This is a genomic window from Diaphorobacter sp. B2A2W2, assembly GCF_056730635.1.
Genome location: NZ_JBWZOR010000011.1, coordinates 127697 through 145923 on the forward strand (window position 1 = coordinate 127697; position 18227 = coordinate 145923).

Consider the following 18227-nt stretch of genomic DNA (forward strand, 5'->3'; position numbering starts at 1 on the left):
GTTTTAGGCCGCAAACAATAGGAACTGGCGGACGACCGGATTGGGCATGCCGCGAGCGAACCTACAAAAGCCCGGGTCGCGTTTCGATTATTGCGTTTTTCGAGTGTTTCGAATATGATCGGCTCTGCAACCGTTTTCGCTTAGGAGCTACCCATGACCACCGCCACTGCCCAATCCAAGATGACCCTTCCCGCCGCGGGAGAGGTTAAGGCAGCCGTCCAGGGTCAACGTGCCTTGGCGGCTTACCTCGCAACCCAGTTCGAGACGCAGCACATCCAGATCTTTGATGACCACAAACAGGCTCATCAGGTGGAACTGCCTACCTCGGCGTTGCGCCTGCTGGTCGACATCCTGGCCGAGTTGGCCGATGGCAATGCAGTAAAGGTGGTGCCCGTCCATGCAGAGCTGACGACCCAAGAGGCGGCGGACTTGCTCAACGTGTCCCGTCCCCATTTCGTCAAGCTGCTAGAAGATGGGGTGTTGGCATTTCATCGCACCGGCAAGCACCGCAGGGTGAGGTTCGCCGATCTGATGCAGTACAAGGAAGCGCGCGAGCGCGCCAGTGAGCAGGCGATGGCCGAACTCGCTCAGCAGTCGCAAGAGTTGGGAATGGGATACGAATGAGGCATTCCCCATTCACCGCCGTCTACGACGCGTGCGTTCTATATCCCGCGCCACTGCGGGATTTCCTGATGTGGCTCGGCCTGTCTGGCCGCTTCCGGGCGCGGTGGAGCCAAGCCATTCATGAGGAGTGGAAACGCAACCTGTTGATCAACCGCCCCGATCTCACCCGGGTTCAGGTCGACAGGACGTCGGATCTCATGGACAGGGCCATTCCGGACGGCTTGGTGGAGGGCTACGAAGCGCTCGTGGCAGGCCTGACATTGCCCGATCCGGACGATCGGCACGTCCTGGCTGCGGCGATTCGCTGCGGTGCGAGCGTGATTGTGACGTTCAACGAACGGGATTTCCCGAACGATCTGCTGGCTCCGTACGGCATCGAATCGCAGCACCCCGATGAGTTTGTGGACAACCTGCTGGATCTGGATGCGGCCGCCGTAGTGTCGGCTGCGCAGCGCCAGCGTGCCCAACTCAAGCATCCGCCGATCGATGTGGACCGCTATCTCGAAATCCTGCTGCGCCAAGGCCTTGTGCAAACGACCAAGGTGCTGGCGACCTATCGCACCATTCTCTGACCCGCCGAGAGCCACGGATGACCAAGAATCCTTCATCAGACGCCACTTTGCCGAAAGGCATCCATCGAAGCTGGAAGCTGCCGGACAAGTCGCTGGGTGACTTGTGGGATTCGATCGTGATGGACGAAGCCATCAAAAAACAGTTGCTGTCACAAGCGATCGTCAACTTCACGGTGCGCCCCAAGGTGGAGCGCACGGTACTCCCCCTGCACGGCGTGATCTTGTTGGTCGGCCCACCGGGGACTGGGAAGACCTCCTTGGCACGGGGCTTGGCGCATCGTGTGGCCGAATCTTTTTCTTCTGCGAAGTTTCGATTGCTGGAAGTGGAGCCTCACACGCTGACGAGCTCTGCAATGGGAAAGACTCAACGCGCCGTGGCAGACCTGTTCTCGCAATCGATCGCAGAATCCGCAGCGGCGGGCCCGACGATCGTCCTTCTGGACGAGGTCGAAACGCTTGCGGCTGATCGAGCCAAGCTCAGCCTGGAAGCCAACCCGGTTGATGTGCACCGGGCCACCGATGCGGTGTTGGTGCAGTTGGACATGTTGGCCGAACGCAACCCGCATCTGCTGTTCGTGGCCACCAGCAACTTCCCACAGGCCGTCGACAGTGCCTTCCTGTCTCGTTGCGACATGGTGATGGAGGTGCCACTGCCCGGCAAGGATGCCTGCAAGCAGATCCTGGTGGACTGCCTGAATGGCCTGGCAAAGACATTTCCGGGGATTGGCAAGCTTTCCTCGGCTCACCAGTTCGACGCGTGTGCTGGCGAGTGCGTCGGATTGGATGGTCGGGCCATTCGCAAGGTCGTAGCCAACGCCCTCGCGGCCGACCCGCAAGTGGCTATCGATCCGAACAAGCTTTCCGTAGAGCACCTGCGCAGTGCGATACGACAGGCAAAGCAAATGCGCCTTCAAGGAGGGAAGCAAAAATGACCACCGTTGTCAGCCGGACGTTTCGCAGTTCGCCGCACCGCGATGCGTTGCAGACGTGGGATGCCATTGTCGAACTGCTCACTCAGGGCAAGGACGGCACGGCTCGCTCTGAACTCAGGGCCGTGGCGGGCGTGGCCGCCAGCTTGATCGCCGACCAGGCACCCAAGAGCGCGCCCATCGTTGCGACATGCGATGGACCACGGACCAGGATCTACTGCCTCTTCGACGAAGACGCGATCGATGGTGATGATGAGCACTTTGCGGATCGCTGGGAGAGCAATACCCGAGCCATCAAGACGTGGCTCGGGACCGGTGATCTGCGCAAGGTGATTCTGGAGATCTACAACCCGGCAACCGACAAGCTTGTGACCCGATGGGATATCGACATCGTGTATGGGTGGTCCGATGGCGACGGCAGCTTCTGGACAGATACCGAGCAGTTGAAATACGCGATCAAGAAGGCTGGGCTGTTGCCATCGCAGGCTAAGTACAAAGTCATGCTTGATACAAAGCCCGGGCGGCCTGACGTGGATGGGTGGAGCAAAGGAAGCTATCGCTCGACGGATGGGATGGTCAAGCAGAGCCTGGGCTCGACTGTGGAACACAGCGGCCTGGCGGGTCAGGCTGGATATTGGAGGCAACGCTGATGCTGTCGATCGATGAAGCTTTTCGCAAGTTCAAGTCGCGCCTGGAACTCAACGAGCGCGAGCAGAAGAATGCCTCGCAGCGCCAGAACGAAGTGCGAGACTACCTGCAGACGAAATTCGGTATTGCGCGCAGCTTCCTGACCGGCTCCTATGCTCGATACACGAAGACGAAGCCGCTCAAGGATATCGACATCTTCTTCGTGCTGAAGGACTCGGAGAAGCATTACCACGGCAAGGCCGCATCGGTAGTGCTGGATGATTTCCACTCTGCATTGGTGGAGAAATACGGTTCGGCAGCCGTGCGCAAACAGGCGCGCTCGATCAACGTGGATTTCGGTGTTCACATCGACGCGGAGGACAACACGGACTACCGGGTGGTCAGCGTGGATGCGGTGCCCGCATTCGACACCGGCGACCAGTATGAGATCCCCGATTCGGCGTCCGGAAAGTGGATCAAGACGGACCCGGAGATCCATAAGGACAAGGCGACCGCAGCGCACCAAGCCTATGGCAATGAGTGGAAAGGTCTCGTGCGCATGGTGAAGTACTGGAACAACAATCCCAAGCACGGCGATCAGAAGCCGGTGAAGCCCTCATTCCTTATCGAGGTGATGGCACTGGAATGTCTCTACGGCGGCTGGGGTGGATCGTTCGATCGCGAGATCCAGTCATTCTTTGCCACGCTCGCTGATCGTGTCCATGACGAGTGGCCTGACCCGGCCGGCCTCGGGCCGGCGATCAGCAACGACATGGACGCTGCGCGCAAGCAGCGCGCGCAGCAACTGCTGTCGCAAGCGAGCCAGGACGCAAGTGTCGCCATCGACCACGCGCGTCGCGGTCGCAATCTCGAAGCGCTTCGAGCCTGGCGTGCGCTGTTTGGCCCCAAGTTCCCGCTTTCCTGACCCCGTCGGCTGCCATACGTCCAATCGAGGTACAACATGTCCCAGTGGTCGCTTTCCCAACTCTTGTCGTCCTTGCACGAGGACATCCAGCAGCGCCTGTCCGTAGTACGCAAGACCTTCGGTCACCCGGGCACGAAGGGGGATGCGAGCGAGAACGTCTGGATCGACATGCTGGATACCTATCTGCCCAAACGGTACCAGGCGGCCAAGGCGCATGTGGTGGACAGCCTGGGGAACTTCAGCCAGCAGATCGATGTGGTGGTGTTTGATCGGCAATATTCGCCTTTTATCTTCACCTACGAGAACGAGACGATCATCCCAGCCGAAAGCGTGTACGCCGTGTTCGAGGCCAAGCAGACGGCTGACGCGGGGCTTGTGGCCTATGCCCAGGAGAAGGTCGCCAGTGTGCGCAGGCTGCACCGCACGAGCCTGCCGATCCCGCACGCTGGCGGGACCTACCCAGCGAAGCCGTTGATTCCGATTCTGGGTGGCTTGCTCACCTTCGAGAGCGAATGGAGTCCAGCATTGGGCCCATCCATGGACAAGGCGCTGAACGCAAACCTCACCGAGGGGCGTCTGGACATCGGATGCGTTGCCGCCCACGGGCACTTTTTCTATGACCAAGCCAGCGGCGCGTACAGCTACACCAACGAAAACAAGCCGGCGACCGCGTTTCTTTTCAAGCTGATCGCGCAGCTTCAGTTCAGTGGAACGGTCCCCATGATCGATGTGGAGGCTTACGGTCAGTGGTTGACCAAGTGAGGGGTCGCTGTGGCAAGCATACGTTCGGAGTACCACCGGTTCCTAGCGCACTTGGCGCAGCGGCACGTGCACGACGACGTGCGCCGGCTGGCGCACCTGGTGCTCGATCACCTGCAGCCACTGGCCGAGGTCGGTGCTGCACGCCGGGGGCGCTCCACGCGCTTGGCGCCGCTGGCCATCGCGCATCTGGCGCAGATGCCTGTCGCCTACAACGGGGACGCGCGCGGCCCCGAAAACGGGCCGGCGCTCGGGCGACTGCACCAGCTCGAAGTCGGGCCGTTTCGAGGATTCATGCGGCAGGAGACGTTCGACCTCAGCCATGACATCACCTTGGTCTACGGTGCCAACGGCACCGGCAAGAGCAGCTTCTGCGAAGCCTTGGAAGTGGCGATGCTCGGTTCGATCAGCGAAGCGCAGGCCAAGCGGGTCGACCAGCGGACGTACTGCAACAACGCTCGCCTGCGCCGTCATGTCGCGCCTGTCCTATCGTCCCGGGCGGAAGACCAGCCCCAGGCCGTCCAGCCAGATGAAGCCGAATACCGCTTCTGCTTCATCGAGAAGAACCGCCTTGACGACTTCGCCCGCATCGCCGCGCGGACGCCGGGCGACCAGCGGCAACTGATCGCAACCCTGTTCGGCGTGGACCAGTTCAGCGAATTCGTGCGGGGCTTCAACCCTTTGCTTGATCAGGACCTGATGCTCACCGGTGTCCAAGCTGCGCAGCTGGCACAACGCCGCGTACAGTTGGCGAACTCCGAGCAGACGATCGCCGCCTATCCGCAGAAGATTGCTGCGGTCGAGGCCCTAGAGCAGGCCTTGGCGCAGCGCATGTGGCCTGGCGCGACCTACCAGGCCTGCGTCGACTGGCTGCTCGGCACACCGCAGCAACAAGGGCGGCTGCCGTACGTCCAGGCACAACTGGACGCCAACCCGCCTGCCATTTATGAAGTGACGCAGGCCCGTCTGCAGGCGTTGCTGGCAGAGGCTTATCGGATCCAGGGACTGTGGCGGGCGTCTTCCGGGCAGCTTGCCGCCCGCGCCGGCGAGGTGTCATACGCGAAGCTCTACGAGGCCGTGTTGGCGCTGGCGGACGGGGCGACGGCTTGCCCCGCCTGTGGAACTGCACTGGCCGCTGTGGCGCAGGATCCGTTCGCGAAGGCACGCGCGGGCCTGGAGCAGCTTGCTCAACTGGCTGCCCTCCAACAGCAGGAGACCGGACATCGCACGCAGTTGAGCGAGGCGGTCCGAGTTCTGTGGGAGGAGATGCGCCGCGTGGTAACGGCGGGTGCCGTTGCCTGTCCGGCCGAATCACAGGGTGCTGGCCTGCCGCTGCTGCCTCCCACTGCGGCCGGCAATTGGCTTGGTGCCTGGGTCGATGGAGATCGACGTGCCTGGAACGCTCTGCTGCGGATCGCCGAGATCATTGAAGGGGTCGACGCGCAGGCGCGGGAAGTGCATGCCCAGCGCGGCGCATTGGCACAGGAGCGAGATGGCCTACAGCAGCACCAGTTGGAGGTCCAACGACTGCGCACCTTGCGGGGGGCGGCCGATCAGGATCTGGCCACTGCCCGCCAGACCGTCGCCCAGTTCGACGAGGCGAACCGCGAACTGATCGAGGTCGTTGCTGCGGAAGTGGCGGTGGTGGCGCACCATCAGCGGGTCAAGGTTGCCTACGACGGCTTTTTGCCCGAGATTCAGGCCTACCTTGCCGCACTTCCAGGTGTGCTGCTCCAAGGGCTGGGAGAGCAAGCGCGCCAGCTCTACAACGCATTCAACCGGGCCGATCCGCCCGGCGATCTGCTGCACGCGCTGTGGCTGCCAGTGGCCGAGAACGGCAAGATCGAGGTGGAGTTCGCTGGGGAGCCGGGTGTCCGTTACGACGCGCTAATCGTGTTCAGCGAGGGGCACATCAAGTGCCTCGGCCTGGCGATACTACTCGCCAAAAATATCGCGCAGGGTTGTCCCGTCGTCATCTTTGATGACGTCGTCAATGCGATCGACGATGACCACCGCGACGGCATCTGGCGCACCTTCTTCGAGGATGGCCTGCTCGACGGTAAGCAGGTCATCCTCACCTCGCACGCCGAGGAATTCCTGCATCGCATCCAGCAGGAGCTGGGCGCCCGGCGCGCTGGCGCCATCAAGCGCTACAAGTTTCTCCCGCATCAGGGAGAGCACGAACTGCGGGTCGACAGCGACCCGCCAGCGAAGAACTATGTTCTTCTGGCCCAGCAGGCGTTGGCGGCTGACGAGAAACGCGAGGCACTGCGTCAGGCCCGGCCGGCGCTGGAGAGTCTGACGGACCGCCTGTGGACGTGGCTGGGTCGGCGGACGGACGGCCGGATCGACATCAAGCTGAGCGGGCCCCGCGCGCCTTGGGAGCTGAACAATAAATGCACCAAGTTGCGGTCGTCTTTCGCTTCGACCGCGTTTCACACCAGTCCTAGCCAGGAAGAAGGTGCCACTTTCGTGCCATCTCACCTGGGCCGCACCGTCAGCCGTGAAGACGTCCAGCAAAACGTGCTCGTTGCGCAGCAAAACGGTTCGTTGCACTGGATCAGCCGCGGCTACCCCGCCACCTATCCACTGGTCAAAGCACCGGTGTCAAACAAGAGCAGGCAACAGGTTCTGGATGAACTTCAAGCTGCTCAAAAGGGCCCCGCCACTACGAATGGCGTGCGCGACCTGGGCGGCGAGATCGGCTGGGTCGAAGCCCACCAGGCGCCGTGACCGGCTGAGGGCCCTCGGGCCTGGCACACGCAATGCAATCGACTCCGCCCATCCAAGGCACAAATTTTCGCTTCCAACCATTGACCTTAAGGACCAACATGAAACTCAAGACCACCCTCATCATCCTCGCGCTGAGCGCAGCCCCTGCATTCGCTTTCGATGCCAGCCATGGCGCCCAGTCCAAGACACGCGAGGAGGTCAAAGCCGAGCTCTCGCAAGCCCTGCGCAGCGGCGACATCATGGCCGGCGGGGAAATCGGCGCCAAAGTCAGTGAGCTCAACTCCGGTGGCTACCAGTTGAAGACCCCGGTGCTGGGCAAGACCCGGGACCAGGTGCGCGCGGAACTGGAGCAGGCTGTTCGCAGCGGTGACATGCTTGCCGCCGGGGAATCCGGATCACGGCTCAATGAACTGCAGCCCAACCTGTATCCGTCCAAGATGGCGCAAGCAGGCAAGACACGCGAGCAGGTCAAGGAGGAACTGGCAGAGGCTATCCACACCGGGGACCTGATGGCCGCCGGCGAGGACGGCCGCAAGCTCAATGAAATCTACCCTGGCCAATACCACCAGCACCACGCGGGCTCGACGGCCGCGCAATCGGGCCACTCCAATGGCCGCGATCTCTGAACATCAGATCCAGAGCCCAGTCGCGCTGGGCTGGCCCGCCCTCACGCTCCGTGGTGGTGGGCACCAGCGCCGTTCACTCGTGCACACCGGGTGCGACCGGTGAGGTATCTGAATCGGCCGACTTGAGCTCGCCTGTGCTCTAGTTCATCTCACGTTTGACGAGGGCTGCCGAGCAATCCCAAACCTTGACGTAGACCGGCTCTCCAGCAACCACGGCTACATCTGCAGGCAGACGCGCAACGGTCCAGCGCGACCGACCCACCTCTCTCCACTGAACAATGGCGAACCGCTCTTGCGCACGATCTAACTGATCGGCCTTGCACCGGCGCTTGTAGAACGCCAGGTCCTGAGCAGTGGCTTCAACCCTGCTGACTTTGCCCACGCGCCAACCCTCCGCCCACGGTAGGGAGTTTTCATACACGGGGGTGGCGCAGCCGGCGGCGAGCATGGCCACGACACACAGCGCTGGCAGGCGCCACCTGTTTGCCCAGCGCTGTGCAAAGCAGGAACGGAGGGTGGTCGTCCACGCGGAAATCACACGGGTGCTTTCCAGTGATCCGCACCAGCATTCGAAGTGCCGGCGGCAGCCGTACCGCAGGCTTGGGTTTCCAACTGAATGGTGGTGTGGGTGATCTCGAATTGCTTCGCCAGCAACTGGTTGACGGCGGCCAGCATGGTGCCAGGGTCTGCCGCTTGCGGGTTGTACACGACGTGAGCGCTCAGGCTGGTCTTGGCGCTGCTGACCGCCCAGACATGCAGTTCATGCAAGGACACCACCCCTGGCAGGTCCAGGAGCGCACGCTTGAGCTGAGGCAGATCGATGCCTTCGGGGACGCCTTCGAGCAGGATGTTGAGCGTCTCTTTCAGGAGGATCCAGGTGCGCGGCAGCACCCACAAGCCGATGGCCACGGCAATGACGGTGTCGACCCAGTTCCACCCTGTGAACAGAATGACCAGCGCCCCCACGATGACCCCAATCGAGCCGAGCAGGTCGCTCCAGACTTCAAGGTAGGCTCCTTTGACGTTGAGGCTGGAATCCTTGCCTGAGGACAGAAGGCGCATGCTCACGAGGTTGACGATCGTGCCCAGTACAGCGATCACCAGCACCCCAGTGGTCTGGACTGCCGGCGGGTTGCTCCAGCGTTGCCACGCCTCATAAAGGATGTACGCCGCAACGCCAAACAGGAGTAAGGCATTGAACGCGGCGGCCAGGATCTCAAATCGGTGGTAGCCAAAGGTGCGCCGGTCGTCGACATCCCGGCGCCCGACCCGAATGGCCGCCAGCGCAATGGCCAGCGCCGCCACGTCGGTGAACATGTGTGCGGCATCGGACAGCAGAGCCAGGCTGTTGAGCATGACGCCGCCAATGACCTCTGCCAGCATGAAACCGCCGGTGAGCATCAGCGCGTAGCGCAAAGCCTTTTCGTTTCCTGCCGCTGGCAAAGCGTGGTCGGAACCTTTTCCCATGGTCTGTCTCCTCAGATTCAGTCTGGTGATGTCATCGACCGCGTTCAGTCCGCGGTCCTCGTCCGGCCTTGGCGCTCAGTGACGTCGCCGGTGCCGAGGCTTACCCGTGGTCCGGCACTTCAAGCGCGTTATTTGCCGGTCCCTCAGTCTCTTGGCCAGTCGCCGGCTGTACTTGGTTCGAACGTCCATCGGGGGATGGCGCTTGAGCCACATGTGCCGCAGCCGCCAGAACACAAACACAGAGACCAACAAGCTGATCCAGATCCAGAACAGCTTGGCGAAAAGCCCACCCTGGGCCGCCTGCATTGACATGGATCGCTCCTTTTTGCCTCTAAGGGCAAGGACATGCACAGCGCCGAGGGGCGGTACGGACCCGCCACTGCGGTGTCGTTCGCATGGACTGGAGCGATGCTTCGGGCGGCGTTGGTGTTACTTCAGCGTGAAGCGGACCGAGGCGACCGACTTGCCGGCCTTCGAGACGGCGACCACGGCTTTGGTACCGGCGGGGACCTTGAAGCTACCCGCGGCTTCCAACTTGCCCTCACCGGCTTGGAGTTGAACCTCCTGCTTCTCGCTGCCGGCCAGCAGGGTGACCTTGGCGGTCATCCCCGCCACGGCAACGGGTTTTCCGTGGTCGCGCATGAAGAGCTGCAGCTTGTCGGCACTGGCGACGAATTCGTACTCGACGTCCTTGGCTTCCGCCACAGCACCACCATGCATCGGCTTGACGTCGTGGCCGTGGTTGTCAGCCGCGATGGCTGCGCCAGAGATCGATACCGTGAGGGCGAGAAAGAGGTGGGAGAGTTTCATGGCAGTTCCTTTGGGGTTGGAGAAATGGGAAGGTCCCGCGATCAGCGGGACCGCCTTTGACTACACAGGCTTCGGTGCGTCCGGGTGGGAGGGCTCGGCAGACACGTCCTCGGCTTCTTCATCGGGCCTGTGGGCCAGCCGGTAAAGAATCGGCAGCACGAGCAGCGTGAGCAGCGTGGATGAAAGAATTCCACCGATCACCACGGTGGCCAGAGGACGCTGGACTTCCGCGCCGGTGCCTGTGGCGATGGCCATGGGAATGAATCCCAGCGAGGCCACCAGGGCGGTCATCAGCACCGGGCGCAAGCGGGTCAGGGCGCCATCCCTGATCGCTTCGTCCAGGCCGACACCGCCTTCCCTCAGGCTGCGGATGTAGGAAATCATCACCAGGCCGTTGAGCACTGCCACCCCAGAGAGCGCGATGAAGCCAACGGCCGCGGAGATGGACATCGGAATGTCCCGAAGCCACAGCGCCAGTATGCCCCCTGTCAATGCGAATGGGATGCCGGTGAAGACCAGCAAACCGTCCTTGGCATTGCCGAACATCGCGAACAGCAGCACGAAGACCAGCAGCAGGGAGACCGGTACAACGATCTGCAGGCGCTTGGTGGCTGACTGCAGGTTCTCGAAGGTTCCACCCCAACTCGTCCAGTAGCCGGTCGGAATCTTGATCTGCGCCAGGCCTTGCTCCGCCTCCGCCACGAAAGAGCCCACATCGCGTCCGCGCACGTTCGTGCTCACGACGATACGGCGCTTGCCGTTTTCTCGGCTCACCTGGTTGGGACCGGGTGCAAGCTCGAACGTCGCCACCTCACCCAATGGGATGAAGTTCGTCTTGGCTTCCGTCCCACCGGCAGAGCGCGGCAGCGGTATGGGTAGCCGCTTCATCCCTTCCAGGTCGTTGCGAAGCGCCTCAGGCAGGCGAACCAGGATGTCGAACCGGCGGTCCCCCTCGAACATGGTGCCGGCCTCACGACCACCGATGGCCGTGGCCACGGTGTCCTGGATGTCGGCAACGTTCAGCCCGTAGCGCGCTGCCTTCTGGCGGTCGATGTTCACCGTGAGCATCGGAAGGCCCGTCGTCTGCTCGACCTTGACCTCGGAGGAGCCCTGGATCTTTTGCAGCATGGCGGAGACTTCTTCAGCGGACTTGTTCAACACGTCCATGTCGTCACCGAAAATCTTCACGGCCACGTCACTGCGCACCCCTGAGATCAGCTCGTTGAATCGCAGCTGAATGGGCTGGGAGAACTCGTAGTTGTTGCCGGGGATCTTGCCAATGACTTCCTGGATCGCCGCGAGCAGCTCATCACGGGTCTTTCGAGGCTCGGGCCATTCATCCATCGGCTTGAGCATGATGTACCCGTCCGAAATGTTCGGCGGCATGGGGTCCGAAGCAATCTCCGCAGTACCGGTTCTGGCGAAGATGCGCTCGATTTCGGGGAACTTCGCTTTCAGCGTCTTTTCGATCTGCTGCTGCATCGCCACCGACTGGGAAAGGCTGGTGCCCGGAATGCGCAGTGCCTGGATCGCGAAGTCGCCTTCATTGAGGTTGGGTACAAACTCGCTGCCCATGCGGGTCGCGATCAGTCCGCACAGGACCACGGCAACCGCGGCAATGGTGAGAACCAGCGTTTTGGCGCCCATCACGCGATCAAGCATGGGGCCGTACAGGCGCTTGGCGTGGCCCAGCAAAAAGTTCTCCTTCTCGCTGACCCGATTGCCGATGAAGAGGGCCACAGCTGCCGGGATGAAGGTCACAGAAAGGATCATCGCGCCCACCAAAGCGGCAACCACCGTGAAGGCCATGGGGTGGAACATCTTCCCTTCCACGCCCGTCAGCGCGAAGATGGGCAGGTACACCACCACGATGATGAGCTGTCCGAACAGCAATGGGCGGCGCGACTCCTGGGATGCCAGGAACACTTCATGAAAGCGCTCGGCCCGCGTCAACGGCCGGCCGTGGTGCGCCTGCGCATGGGCGAGCCGCCGAACGCAGTTCTCCACGATCACCACAGCTCCGTCAATGATGATGCCGAAGTCCAGGGCCCCCAGGCTCATCAGGTTGGCACTCACCTTGTAGTGGACCATCCCGGTGAACGTGAAGAGCATCGACAAGGGGATGACCATTGCCGTGATGACTGCGGCCCGGATATTGCCCAGAAAGAGGAACAGGATCACGATCACCAGTACCGCGCCTTCCAGCAAGTTCTTCTTGACGGTATTGATGGCCTTGTCGACGAGCACGGTGCGGTCATAGACCGTCACCGCGTGCACGCCCTCTGGGAGGCTCTTGTTGACCTCCAGCATCTTCTTGTCCACTGCCTGCGAGACGGTCCGGCTGTTTTCTCCGATCAGCATGAACACCGTGCCGAGAACCACCTCGCGCCCGTTGTCGGTTGCGGCACCCGTTCGCAGCTCCCGGCCAATGCCCACGTCGGCCACGTCGCGCACGCGCACAGGAACACCGTTGGCACTGCTGAGGATCACGTTGCCGATGTCCTCCAGCGACTTGACCTGTCCAGGGGCGCGAATCAGGTACTGCTCGCCGCGCTTTTCGATATACCCAGCGCCCACGTTGCCGTTGTTGCGGTCCAGTGCCGTGACGACGTCTTGCAGCGTCACGCCCAGCGAGGCCAGTCGTTCCGGGATGGGGGCGATCTGGTACTCCTTGGCAAAGCCGCCAATGGAGTTGATTTCGGTCACGCCAGGAACGTTTCGCAGCTGCGGCTTGATGATCCAGTCCTGGATCTCGCGCAGGTCGGTCGGGGTGTAGGGACTGCCATCGGGCTTCTTGGCCCCATCCTTGGTTTCGACGGTCCACAGATAGATCTCGCCCAAACCGGTTGAGATGGGCCCCAGGGCTGGCGTGATGCCGGCGGGCAGCCGGTCTCTGGCTTCCTGGATGCGCTCATTGACCAACTGGCGCGCGAAATAGATGTCGGTTCCGTCTTTGAAGATGACGGTCACTTGCGACAGTCCGTACCGTGACAGCGACCTGGTCTGCTCCAGGTTCGGCAGGCCGGCCATGACTGTCTCGATGGGATACGTGACCCGCTGCTCGGTCTCCAGAGGCGAATAACCGGCGGCCTGGGTGTTGATCTGAACCTGGACGTTGGTGATGTCGGGGACCGCGTCGATGGGCAGCTTCTGGTAGCTGAAGACGCCCAGCGCCGCCATGCCCAGGGCCGCCAGCAGCACCAGCCATCGCTGCTCGATCGAGAATCGGATAAGTTTTTCAAACATGTATGGGCTCCGGGATCAGTGCGTGTGTTCGGCAGATCCCTTGCCGAGTTCGGACTTCACGACGAAGCTGCCTGTCGAGGCGTAGGGCATGCCGGGCTTGAGGCCCGACAGGACCTCGATGCGCTTGCCATCGCTTCGGCCCAGCTTCACAGGTTGGGCGATGAAGCCGCCGTCGACCTTGAGGAAGACCACGGGCTTTTCTCCGACGTTCTGGACTGCGTCGGCCGAGATGGTCACAGGCGCTGCCGTTTCTTCGGACACCACCTCGACGTTGACGAACAGGCCGGGGCGCCAGGCGCCCTTGGGGTTATCAAGAACGACGCGGGCCTTGGCGGTACGGGTCTGCTCACCGATCAACGCGCCCACGAAAGCGACAGTACCCGTGGCGGAGGCATCGAAGGCGGTGGCCTTGATGGTGACCTTCTCGCCCACCCGCACCGACGGCAGATCCTTTGCAGGAACATTGATCTCAGCCCACACCGTGGCAAGGTCCGAGATGGTGAACACCGCCGCATCTTCCTTGACGGCCTCGCCAAGACTCAGGTGCTTCTCGATGACGATGCCGTCAAAGGGCGCGCGCAGTTCGATACGGTTCAGTCCGGACACGGACGAGGTGGACAGGCCCAGCGCACTGAGCTTCTGATTGGCGTTGGCAACAGCGACCTCCGCTTCGCTCAACGCCTGCCTGGCCTGCAGGTAGTCCTGTTCGGCGGAGACCTTCTGCTCCCACAGCTTCTTTTCCCGCTCGTAGGTGGTCTTGGCCAGCGCCAGGCGCTTTTGCGCCGTCTGCAGCTCGCTGCGCTGCTCCGAAGCGGTCGGGCTCGCAATGGCGGCCAGAACCTGCCCCTTTTTGACGACCTGGCCCAGGCTGGCGCTGACACTCTCCACCACACCCGCCAGACGGGGAACCACGTGCGATGTCCGGTCCTCGTTTAGCCGGATCTCGCCGGGCAAAAGCAGCGCCGTCTTGATGTTGGCTGCCGACGCAGAGTCCACCGTAATGGAGGCGGCCTTGATCTGGGCATCGGTCAGTTCGATCTTTCCCTCTTCCTTGCTCATCACGAACATGAAAGGTTCGGTGGCCGTCTGCGCAATGATCTCGATGTCGAACGCGTGGGGTTCGGCGACGATCTCGCGGCTGACCAGGCTGTCCTTTTCCGCGGCAAACGTCAGGTTTTGCTTGTCGTCTGTGGGGCGGGTCACTGTTGCCGTGACCGTTACCGTGTTCAGGGGGAGCGGCTTGTCCTTGTCGGACAGCCAGATCCGCAGCCGAGGCTCGCCACCGTCTTCGGACAGCAATGCTTCCAGGCTGAAGTCGCCTTCCTTGAACACTGTGCCACCGTGGGGGCCCTTGGCCTGGCTCTTTTCATGGTGCTCGCCATCGGCGTGGCCTTTGTCGTCGTCGTGGCCTTTTTCACCGCCTTTGCCGTGGTGTTCTCCATCACCGTGCCCCTTGGCCTCGGTATGGCTGCCGTGGCCGTGGCCATCGCCCTCGGCGGCGACTGCAGTGGGCTTGCCGCCGCCTTGTAGGATGAAGGCTCCTGCCCCGACCCCTAGCGCGAGGACAACGGCAATAGCGATGAGATGCTTTTTGCTGATGGAGGATGTGCTGATGTTCATTGTCATGCTCAGTTGTGCGTTGCGATCAATCCGGAAACCGTGCTGGCCCCAAGCAGGCGGTCGACATCCGCCGCCGCGCGGTGTGCCTCGCCCAGGGCTTTGAGGTACTGGGATTTGGCGGTGAAGTAGGTGCGCTGGGCATCGAGCACCTCCAGGAAGTTGAACTTTCCGTTCTCGAAGCCAATGGTGGCCGCGTCGTAGGCCGACTTCGCGCCGGGCAGAACGTCCTGTTGCAGCGACTGGATCTCCGCAGTGATGGTCGAAAGGCGTTCGCGCGCCTGCGCCACTTCGCTGTGCAGGCGTACCGTGGCCGCTTGCAACTCGTCGCGGGCCTTGTCCTCAAGCTTGAGAGCTTCCAGCAGGTTGCCCTGGTTGCGGTCAAACACAGGCAGAGGCACGGAGACACCAAACAGCAGGACGTTGCGTTGGGTCTCGTTGCTGCGCTGCATGCCGACGCTGACGGTGACATCGGGCACGCGCTTGCTTTGCTCCAGTGCAGTCAGGGCCTGGCGCCGATCCACCTCGATCCGCGCAAGGACAACGCCTGGCGAAGAAGAAATCAAGGGCTGAAGATCGGCGAGGGGCGGTACCGCGGGAAGGTGGTCGGCTTTGCCCTCGAGGACGGTGAACGGCGCGTTGATCTGTCCCAACAGCGCAAACAGGCGAGACAGTGCATTGCGTTGTTCGCTGGCTGCCTGTGCGAGCTCGACGCGAACGCCGGCTTCCGCAACGCGGGCCTTGGACTCTTCCACAGGTGATACCTTGCCAGCGGCTACGCGCTTGGCTACGGTATCCGTTGACGACTTGGCCAATGCCACGCTGTCTTTGGCGAGCGCCAATCGCTCCTGCGCCGTCAGGACGTCGAAGTAGGCTGCGGCCACATTGGCTCGCACGGTGGCCTTCAGCTCAGCGAGCTGGGCCTGTGCCTGCTCGCGTGATTTTTCGGCCGCCTTGGTACGCGCTGCGCGCTTTCCACCCAATTCCACGGGGAGGTTGAGTTGCCAGCTTTGCGTACGTGTTTTGGAGCGTGCGTCTTCCAGCGAATAGGCAAGCTCGGGATTGGGGCGTGAGTGCCCTTGAAGAATCTGCCCTTCTGTTGCCTCCAACTGGCGGGTAGCGGCAGCCACCTCTGGATTCCCGTCCAAGGCCAACTCGATGGCCTTGGCCAGCGACAGAGGCTCAGCGGGAGACACCGCGGCAGTCTGGGGCGCCTGTACTCCACCGACTGTGCCTTGCGACATGCCCTGAGAAGAGGCCCCGCCCGAGAAGGTCAGCAATATGGCCGCGGCACCTGCTGCGAGCCTGAATTTCGTGCGGCCGCCCCATGCGTGCGGCTTTCCTTGAAGGTAAATACCCTTGAACATCCGATTCTCCAGTGATTTCAAAACACGAGGGAATCGGCGGGGTGGCAACCGTGCAGCTGCCTGGCAACTCGTCAGTCAGTGCAGCCGCGACACGCACAACTGCAGCCGCCAAGGGGCGGTCACGACTGACTGAAAGAAGGAGAGATGCCCCCGCCGATCAGGCGAGGACGGGCCACTGTGGGCGGTCGGGAGGTGTGGGCGTTACAGCCGCCAGGCGCTCGCCCGACGGTGAGTCCACGCGGCTGTCATGGGAGACGCGATGTTTGGCGCTGGACCAGTTGAGGGCCCCGATGCCGGCACCATGGCAAACCGAGCAGTCGACATCGGACATGTCGGTGCCTTGGCTGGTCTTGTCGGCTTGGCCGACCCCGCTTTTGGCTTCGTGCTTGTGTTCGTGATGCCCAAGGTGCTGGGCCTGGTCGGTCGAGTTCTCATGCATGCAATAAGCAGCCACCGCGGACCAGCTGAACTGGAACGGGAGCAATGCAAGCAAAAAAACGACGATCAGGCGGCGCATTTTTTGAGTCTAGCACGCGGTCAGGAAAACTTCGTGAGAGGATCAGCCGCCCGCGCCGTACAGTTCCTGGTTGCGCTGCTTTTCAGCGGCTGACATGTTCAGGTATTCCTGCTGCACCTGCTCACGCGTCTTGGAGCCACCCGTTGCTTTGACCGGTAGTGCACCACCGCGAGACAAGATCGCCAGCGTACCGTCCTTGCGTGCGGCTTCTACAGACTGAAGCACGTCGCCACGGGACACGTTGCTTTGTACGTGGTCGGGATGGGTGGTCATTCCCACTTCGCCGCCGGCGGGATGGTAGAGCGCCGAAGCAGATGCCAAGCCTGGGGCCGCAATGGCAAGGGCAATCAGGGAGAGTGCGAGGGGTTTGCGAACGGTCATGGTGTGGTCCCTTAATCGAATGAGCCAGCGGCGATCTACCGCGGCTATGCCTTTCGACACAGGGGGTACTGTAAAAATCGGACCTCGACAAGGCGCCAACAGCCAGATGACAAATTCGTAATCTACGAACAGGCGGCATTCTTCGAGAATGGCACCATGAAAATTCTGCTCATCGAAGACGAAGTCAAGCTGGCCGAGTACCTGCGCAAGGGCCTCGGAGAGGTCGGCTATGTGGTGGACGTCGCCCACAATGGCGTGGACGGCCTGCACATGGCCCTTGAAGGCGGCCACGATCTGCTTGTGCTGGACGCGATGCTCCCAGGGATCGACGGCTTCAGCCTGCTGACGGCCTTTCGCAAGACCAGGCAGACTCCTGTCTTGATGCTCACAGCCAGGGTCAGTGTCGAGGATCGGGTGCTCGGACTTCAGACGGGTGCCGATGACTATCTGGTCAAGCCCTTACCGAGCAAAGTGGACGCTGGCTTTTCCGTAAATTCCAGCGCCATTGAAACGGAAGACAGTTGGACAAGGATGCGGCCAAAAAATGCTTCGAAATTTCAAATGAGATTTTTAGAGAACACCTATTAGGATGTCCGCGCCGACTCAACTAGTTAACAGCGTGGCCGACAATTTGAAATAATCGATTGCAAATAAAATTATTATCGGTGGCGCTGATGTCAAGCACTAAATAAGGCTTGATGCATGCCTTCATCCGACAGAAACGCGGTCAGGCACGAATAGCCGGATTTGTAGGACAGGTCGATGCGAGTTTTTTATCGTTGCACCTCTCAAAGCGGCCTTCTATTGCCTGCTGCTCACGCTGTCCGATTGCCGGTTGTGTACGAGTGGGATGGGGACATGCACGCTCACTGGCTGCCACTTCGGCTCGCTGTCTATCAGCGGGAGGTGGCCAAGTCGATGCAGCCCAAGGTGGGGCGCAATGATCCGTGCCCTTGTGGGAGCGGGGCGAAGTTCAAGAAGTGCTGTGGTGCTGCGGCCGATTTGCACTGAGCCATCTCGCGCCTCG

General features: G+C 61.7%; 15 protein-coding genes and 2 pseudogenes. 10 read left to right on the forward strand and 7 right to left on the reverse strand.

Annotated elements, in window-relative coordinates; genetic code table 11:
- Window positions 1-153: 153 nt before the first annotated feature.
- From AC1PPL_RS16640 to AC1PPL_RS16675, 8 genes and pseudogenes are all read left to right on the forward strand, one after another.
- Window positions 154-624, forward strand: a complete 471-nt coding sequence (locus AC1PPL_RS16640; protein ID WP_003050245.1) for a helix-turn-helix domain-containing protein — start codon at window positions 154-156, stop codon at window positions 622-624.
- Entirely contained in the window at window positions 621-1196 is a 576-nt protein-coding gene (locus AC1PPL_RS16645) for a PIN domain-containing protein (protein ID WP_003050248.1), read from the forward strand. Before AC1PPL_RS16640 ends, AC1PPL_RS16645 begins: the two co-directional genes overlap by 4 nt.
- Before the next feature lie 17 nt (window positions 1197-1213).
- The gene (gene cap6, locus AC1PPL_RS16650; RefSeq protein WP_003050256.1) at window positions 1214-2128 is read left to right on the forward strand and encodes a CBASS system CD-NTase-associated protein Cap6; all 915 of its coding nucleotides are present in this window, start codon (window positions 1214-1216) and stop codon (window positions 2126-2128) included.
- Window positions 2125-2775, forward strand: a complete 651-nt coding sequence (locus AC1PPL_RS16655; RefSeq protein ID WP_479973723.1) for a hypothetical protein — start codon at window positions 2125-2127, stop codon at window positions 2773-2775. Before cap6 ends, AC1PPL_RS16655 begins: the two co-directional genes overlap by 4 nt.
- Window positions 2775-3677, forward strand: coding sequence for a CBASS oligonucleotide cyclase (locus AC1PPL_RS16660; protein WP_003050264.1), 903 nt, complete (start codon window positions 2775-2777; stop codon window positions 3675-3677). The genes AC1PPL_RS16655 and AC1PPL_RS16660 overlap by 1 nt, the downstream gene beginning before the upstream one ends.
- 36 nt (window positions 3678-3713) lie before the next feature.
- Window positions 3714-4439 carry a CBASS effector endonuclease NucC gene (gene nucC, locus AC1PPL_RS16665; RefSeq protein ID WP_003050273.1) on the forward strand — a complete coding sequence of 242 codons (726 nt, stop codon included), beginning with the start codon at window positions 3714-3716 and terminating at the stop codon, window positions 4437-4439.
- A gap of 9 nt (window positions 4440-4448) precedes the next feature.
- Window positions 4449-6854, forward strand: a pseudogene (locus AC1PPL_RS16670) (AAA family ATPase); the annotation flags it as partial.
- Window positions 6855-7267: 413 nt separating this feature from the next.
- On the forward strand, window positions 7268-7795 hold the full coding sequence (locus AC1PPL_RS16675) for a DUF4148 domain-containing protein (protein ID WP_056419680.1): 528 nt from the start codon (window positions 7268-7270) through the stop codon (window positions 7793-7795).
- Between the two features lie 534 nt (window positions 7796-8329).
- Here the strand turns inward: AC1PPL_RS16675 and AC1PPL_RS16680 are convergent.
- The 7 genes from AC1PPL_RS16680 to AC1PPL_RS16710 all read right to left on the reverse strand — a co-directional run bounded on the left by AC1PPL_RS16680 (window position 8330) and on the right by AC1PPL_RS16710 (window position 17200).
- Window positions 8330-9262, reverse strand: coding sequence for a cation diffusion facilitator family transporter (locus tag AC1PPL_RS16680; protein ID WP_056419686.1), 933 nt, complete (start codon window positions 9260-9262; stop codon window positions 8330-8332).
- Between the two features lie 429 nt (window positions 9263-9691).
- Entirely contained in the window at window positions 9692-10072 is a 381-nt protein-coding gene (locus AC1PPL_RS16685) for a hypothetical protein (protein WP_056419692.1), read from the reverse strand.
- 60 nt (window positions 10073-10132) lie between these two features.
- Window positions 10133-13318 carry a CusA/CzcA family heavy metal efflux RND transporter gene (locus AC1PPL_RS16690; RefSeq protein WP_312844637.1) on the reverse strand — a complete coding sequence of 1062 codons (3186 nt, stop codon included), beginning with the start codon at window positions 13316-13318 and terminating at the stop codon, window positions 10133-10135.
- Window positions 13319-13333: 15 nt separating this feature from the next.
- Window positions 13334-14944 (reverse strand): efflux RND transporter periplasmic adaptor subunit, encoded by a 1611-nt coding sequence (locus AC1PPL_RS16695; RefSeq protein WP_312844638.1) that lies wholly within the window; start codon window positions 14942-14944, stop codon window positions 13334-13336.
- A 2-nt stretch (window positions 14945-14946) separates the two neighbouring features.
- Window positions 14947-16302 carry a TolC family protein gene (locus tag AC1PPL_RS16700; protein ID WP_056419702.1) on the reverse strand — a complete coding sequence of 452 codons (1356 nt, stop codon included), beginning with the start codon at window positions 16300-16302 and terminating at the stop codon, window positions 14947-14949.
- A gap of 157 nt (window positions 16303-16459) precedes the next feature.
- On the reverse strand, window positions 16460-16819 hold the full coding sequence (czcI, locus tag AC1PPL_RS16705) for a cation efflux protein, CzcI family (RefSeq protein WP_312844639.1): 360 nt from the start codon (window positions 16817-16819) through the stop codon (window positions 16460-16462).
- Between the two features lie 42 nt (window positions 16820-16861).
- The gene (locus AC1PPL_RS16710; protein WP_312844640.1) at window positions 16862-17200 is read right to left on the reverse strand and encodes a DUF4148 domain-containing protein; all 339 of its coding nucleotides are present in this window, start codon (window positions 17198-17200) and stop codon (window positions 16862-16864) included.
- Between the two features lie 156 nt (window positions 17201-17356).
- Between AC1PPL_RS16710 and AC1PPL_RS16715 the strand changes: the two are divergent.
- Window positions 17357-17659, forward strand: a pseudogene (locus AC1PPL_RS16715) (response regulator); the annotation flags it as partial.
- 459 nt (window positions 17660-18118) lie between these two features.
- A complete protein-coding gene (locus AC1PPL_RS16720; RefSeq protein WP_479973725.1) occupies window positions 18119-18211 on the forward strand; it encodes an SEC-C metal-binding domain-containing protein in 93 nt (30 codons plus the stop codon).
- Window positions 18212-18227: the final 16 nt, after the last annotated feature.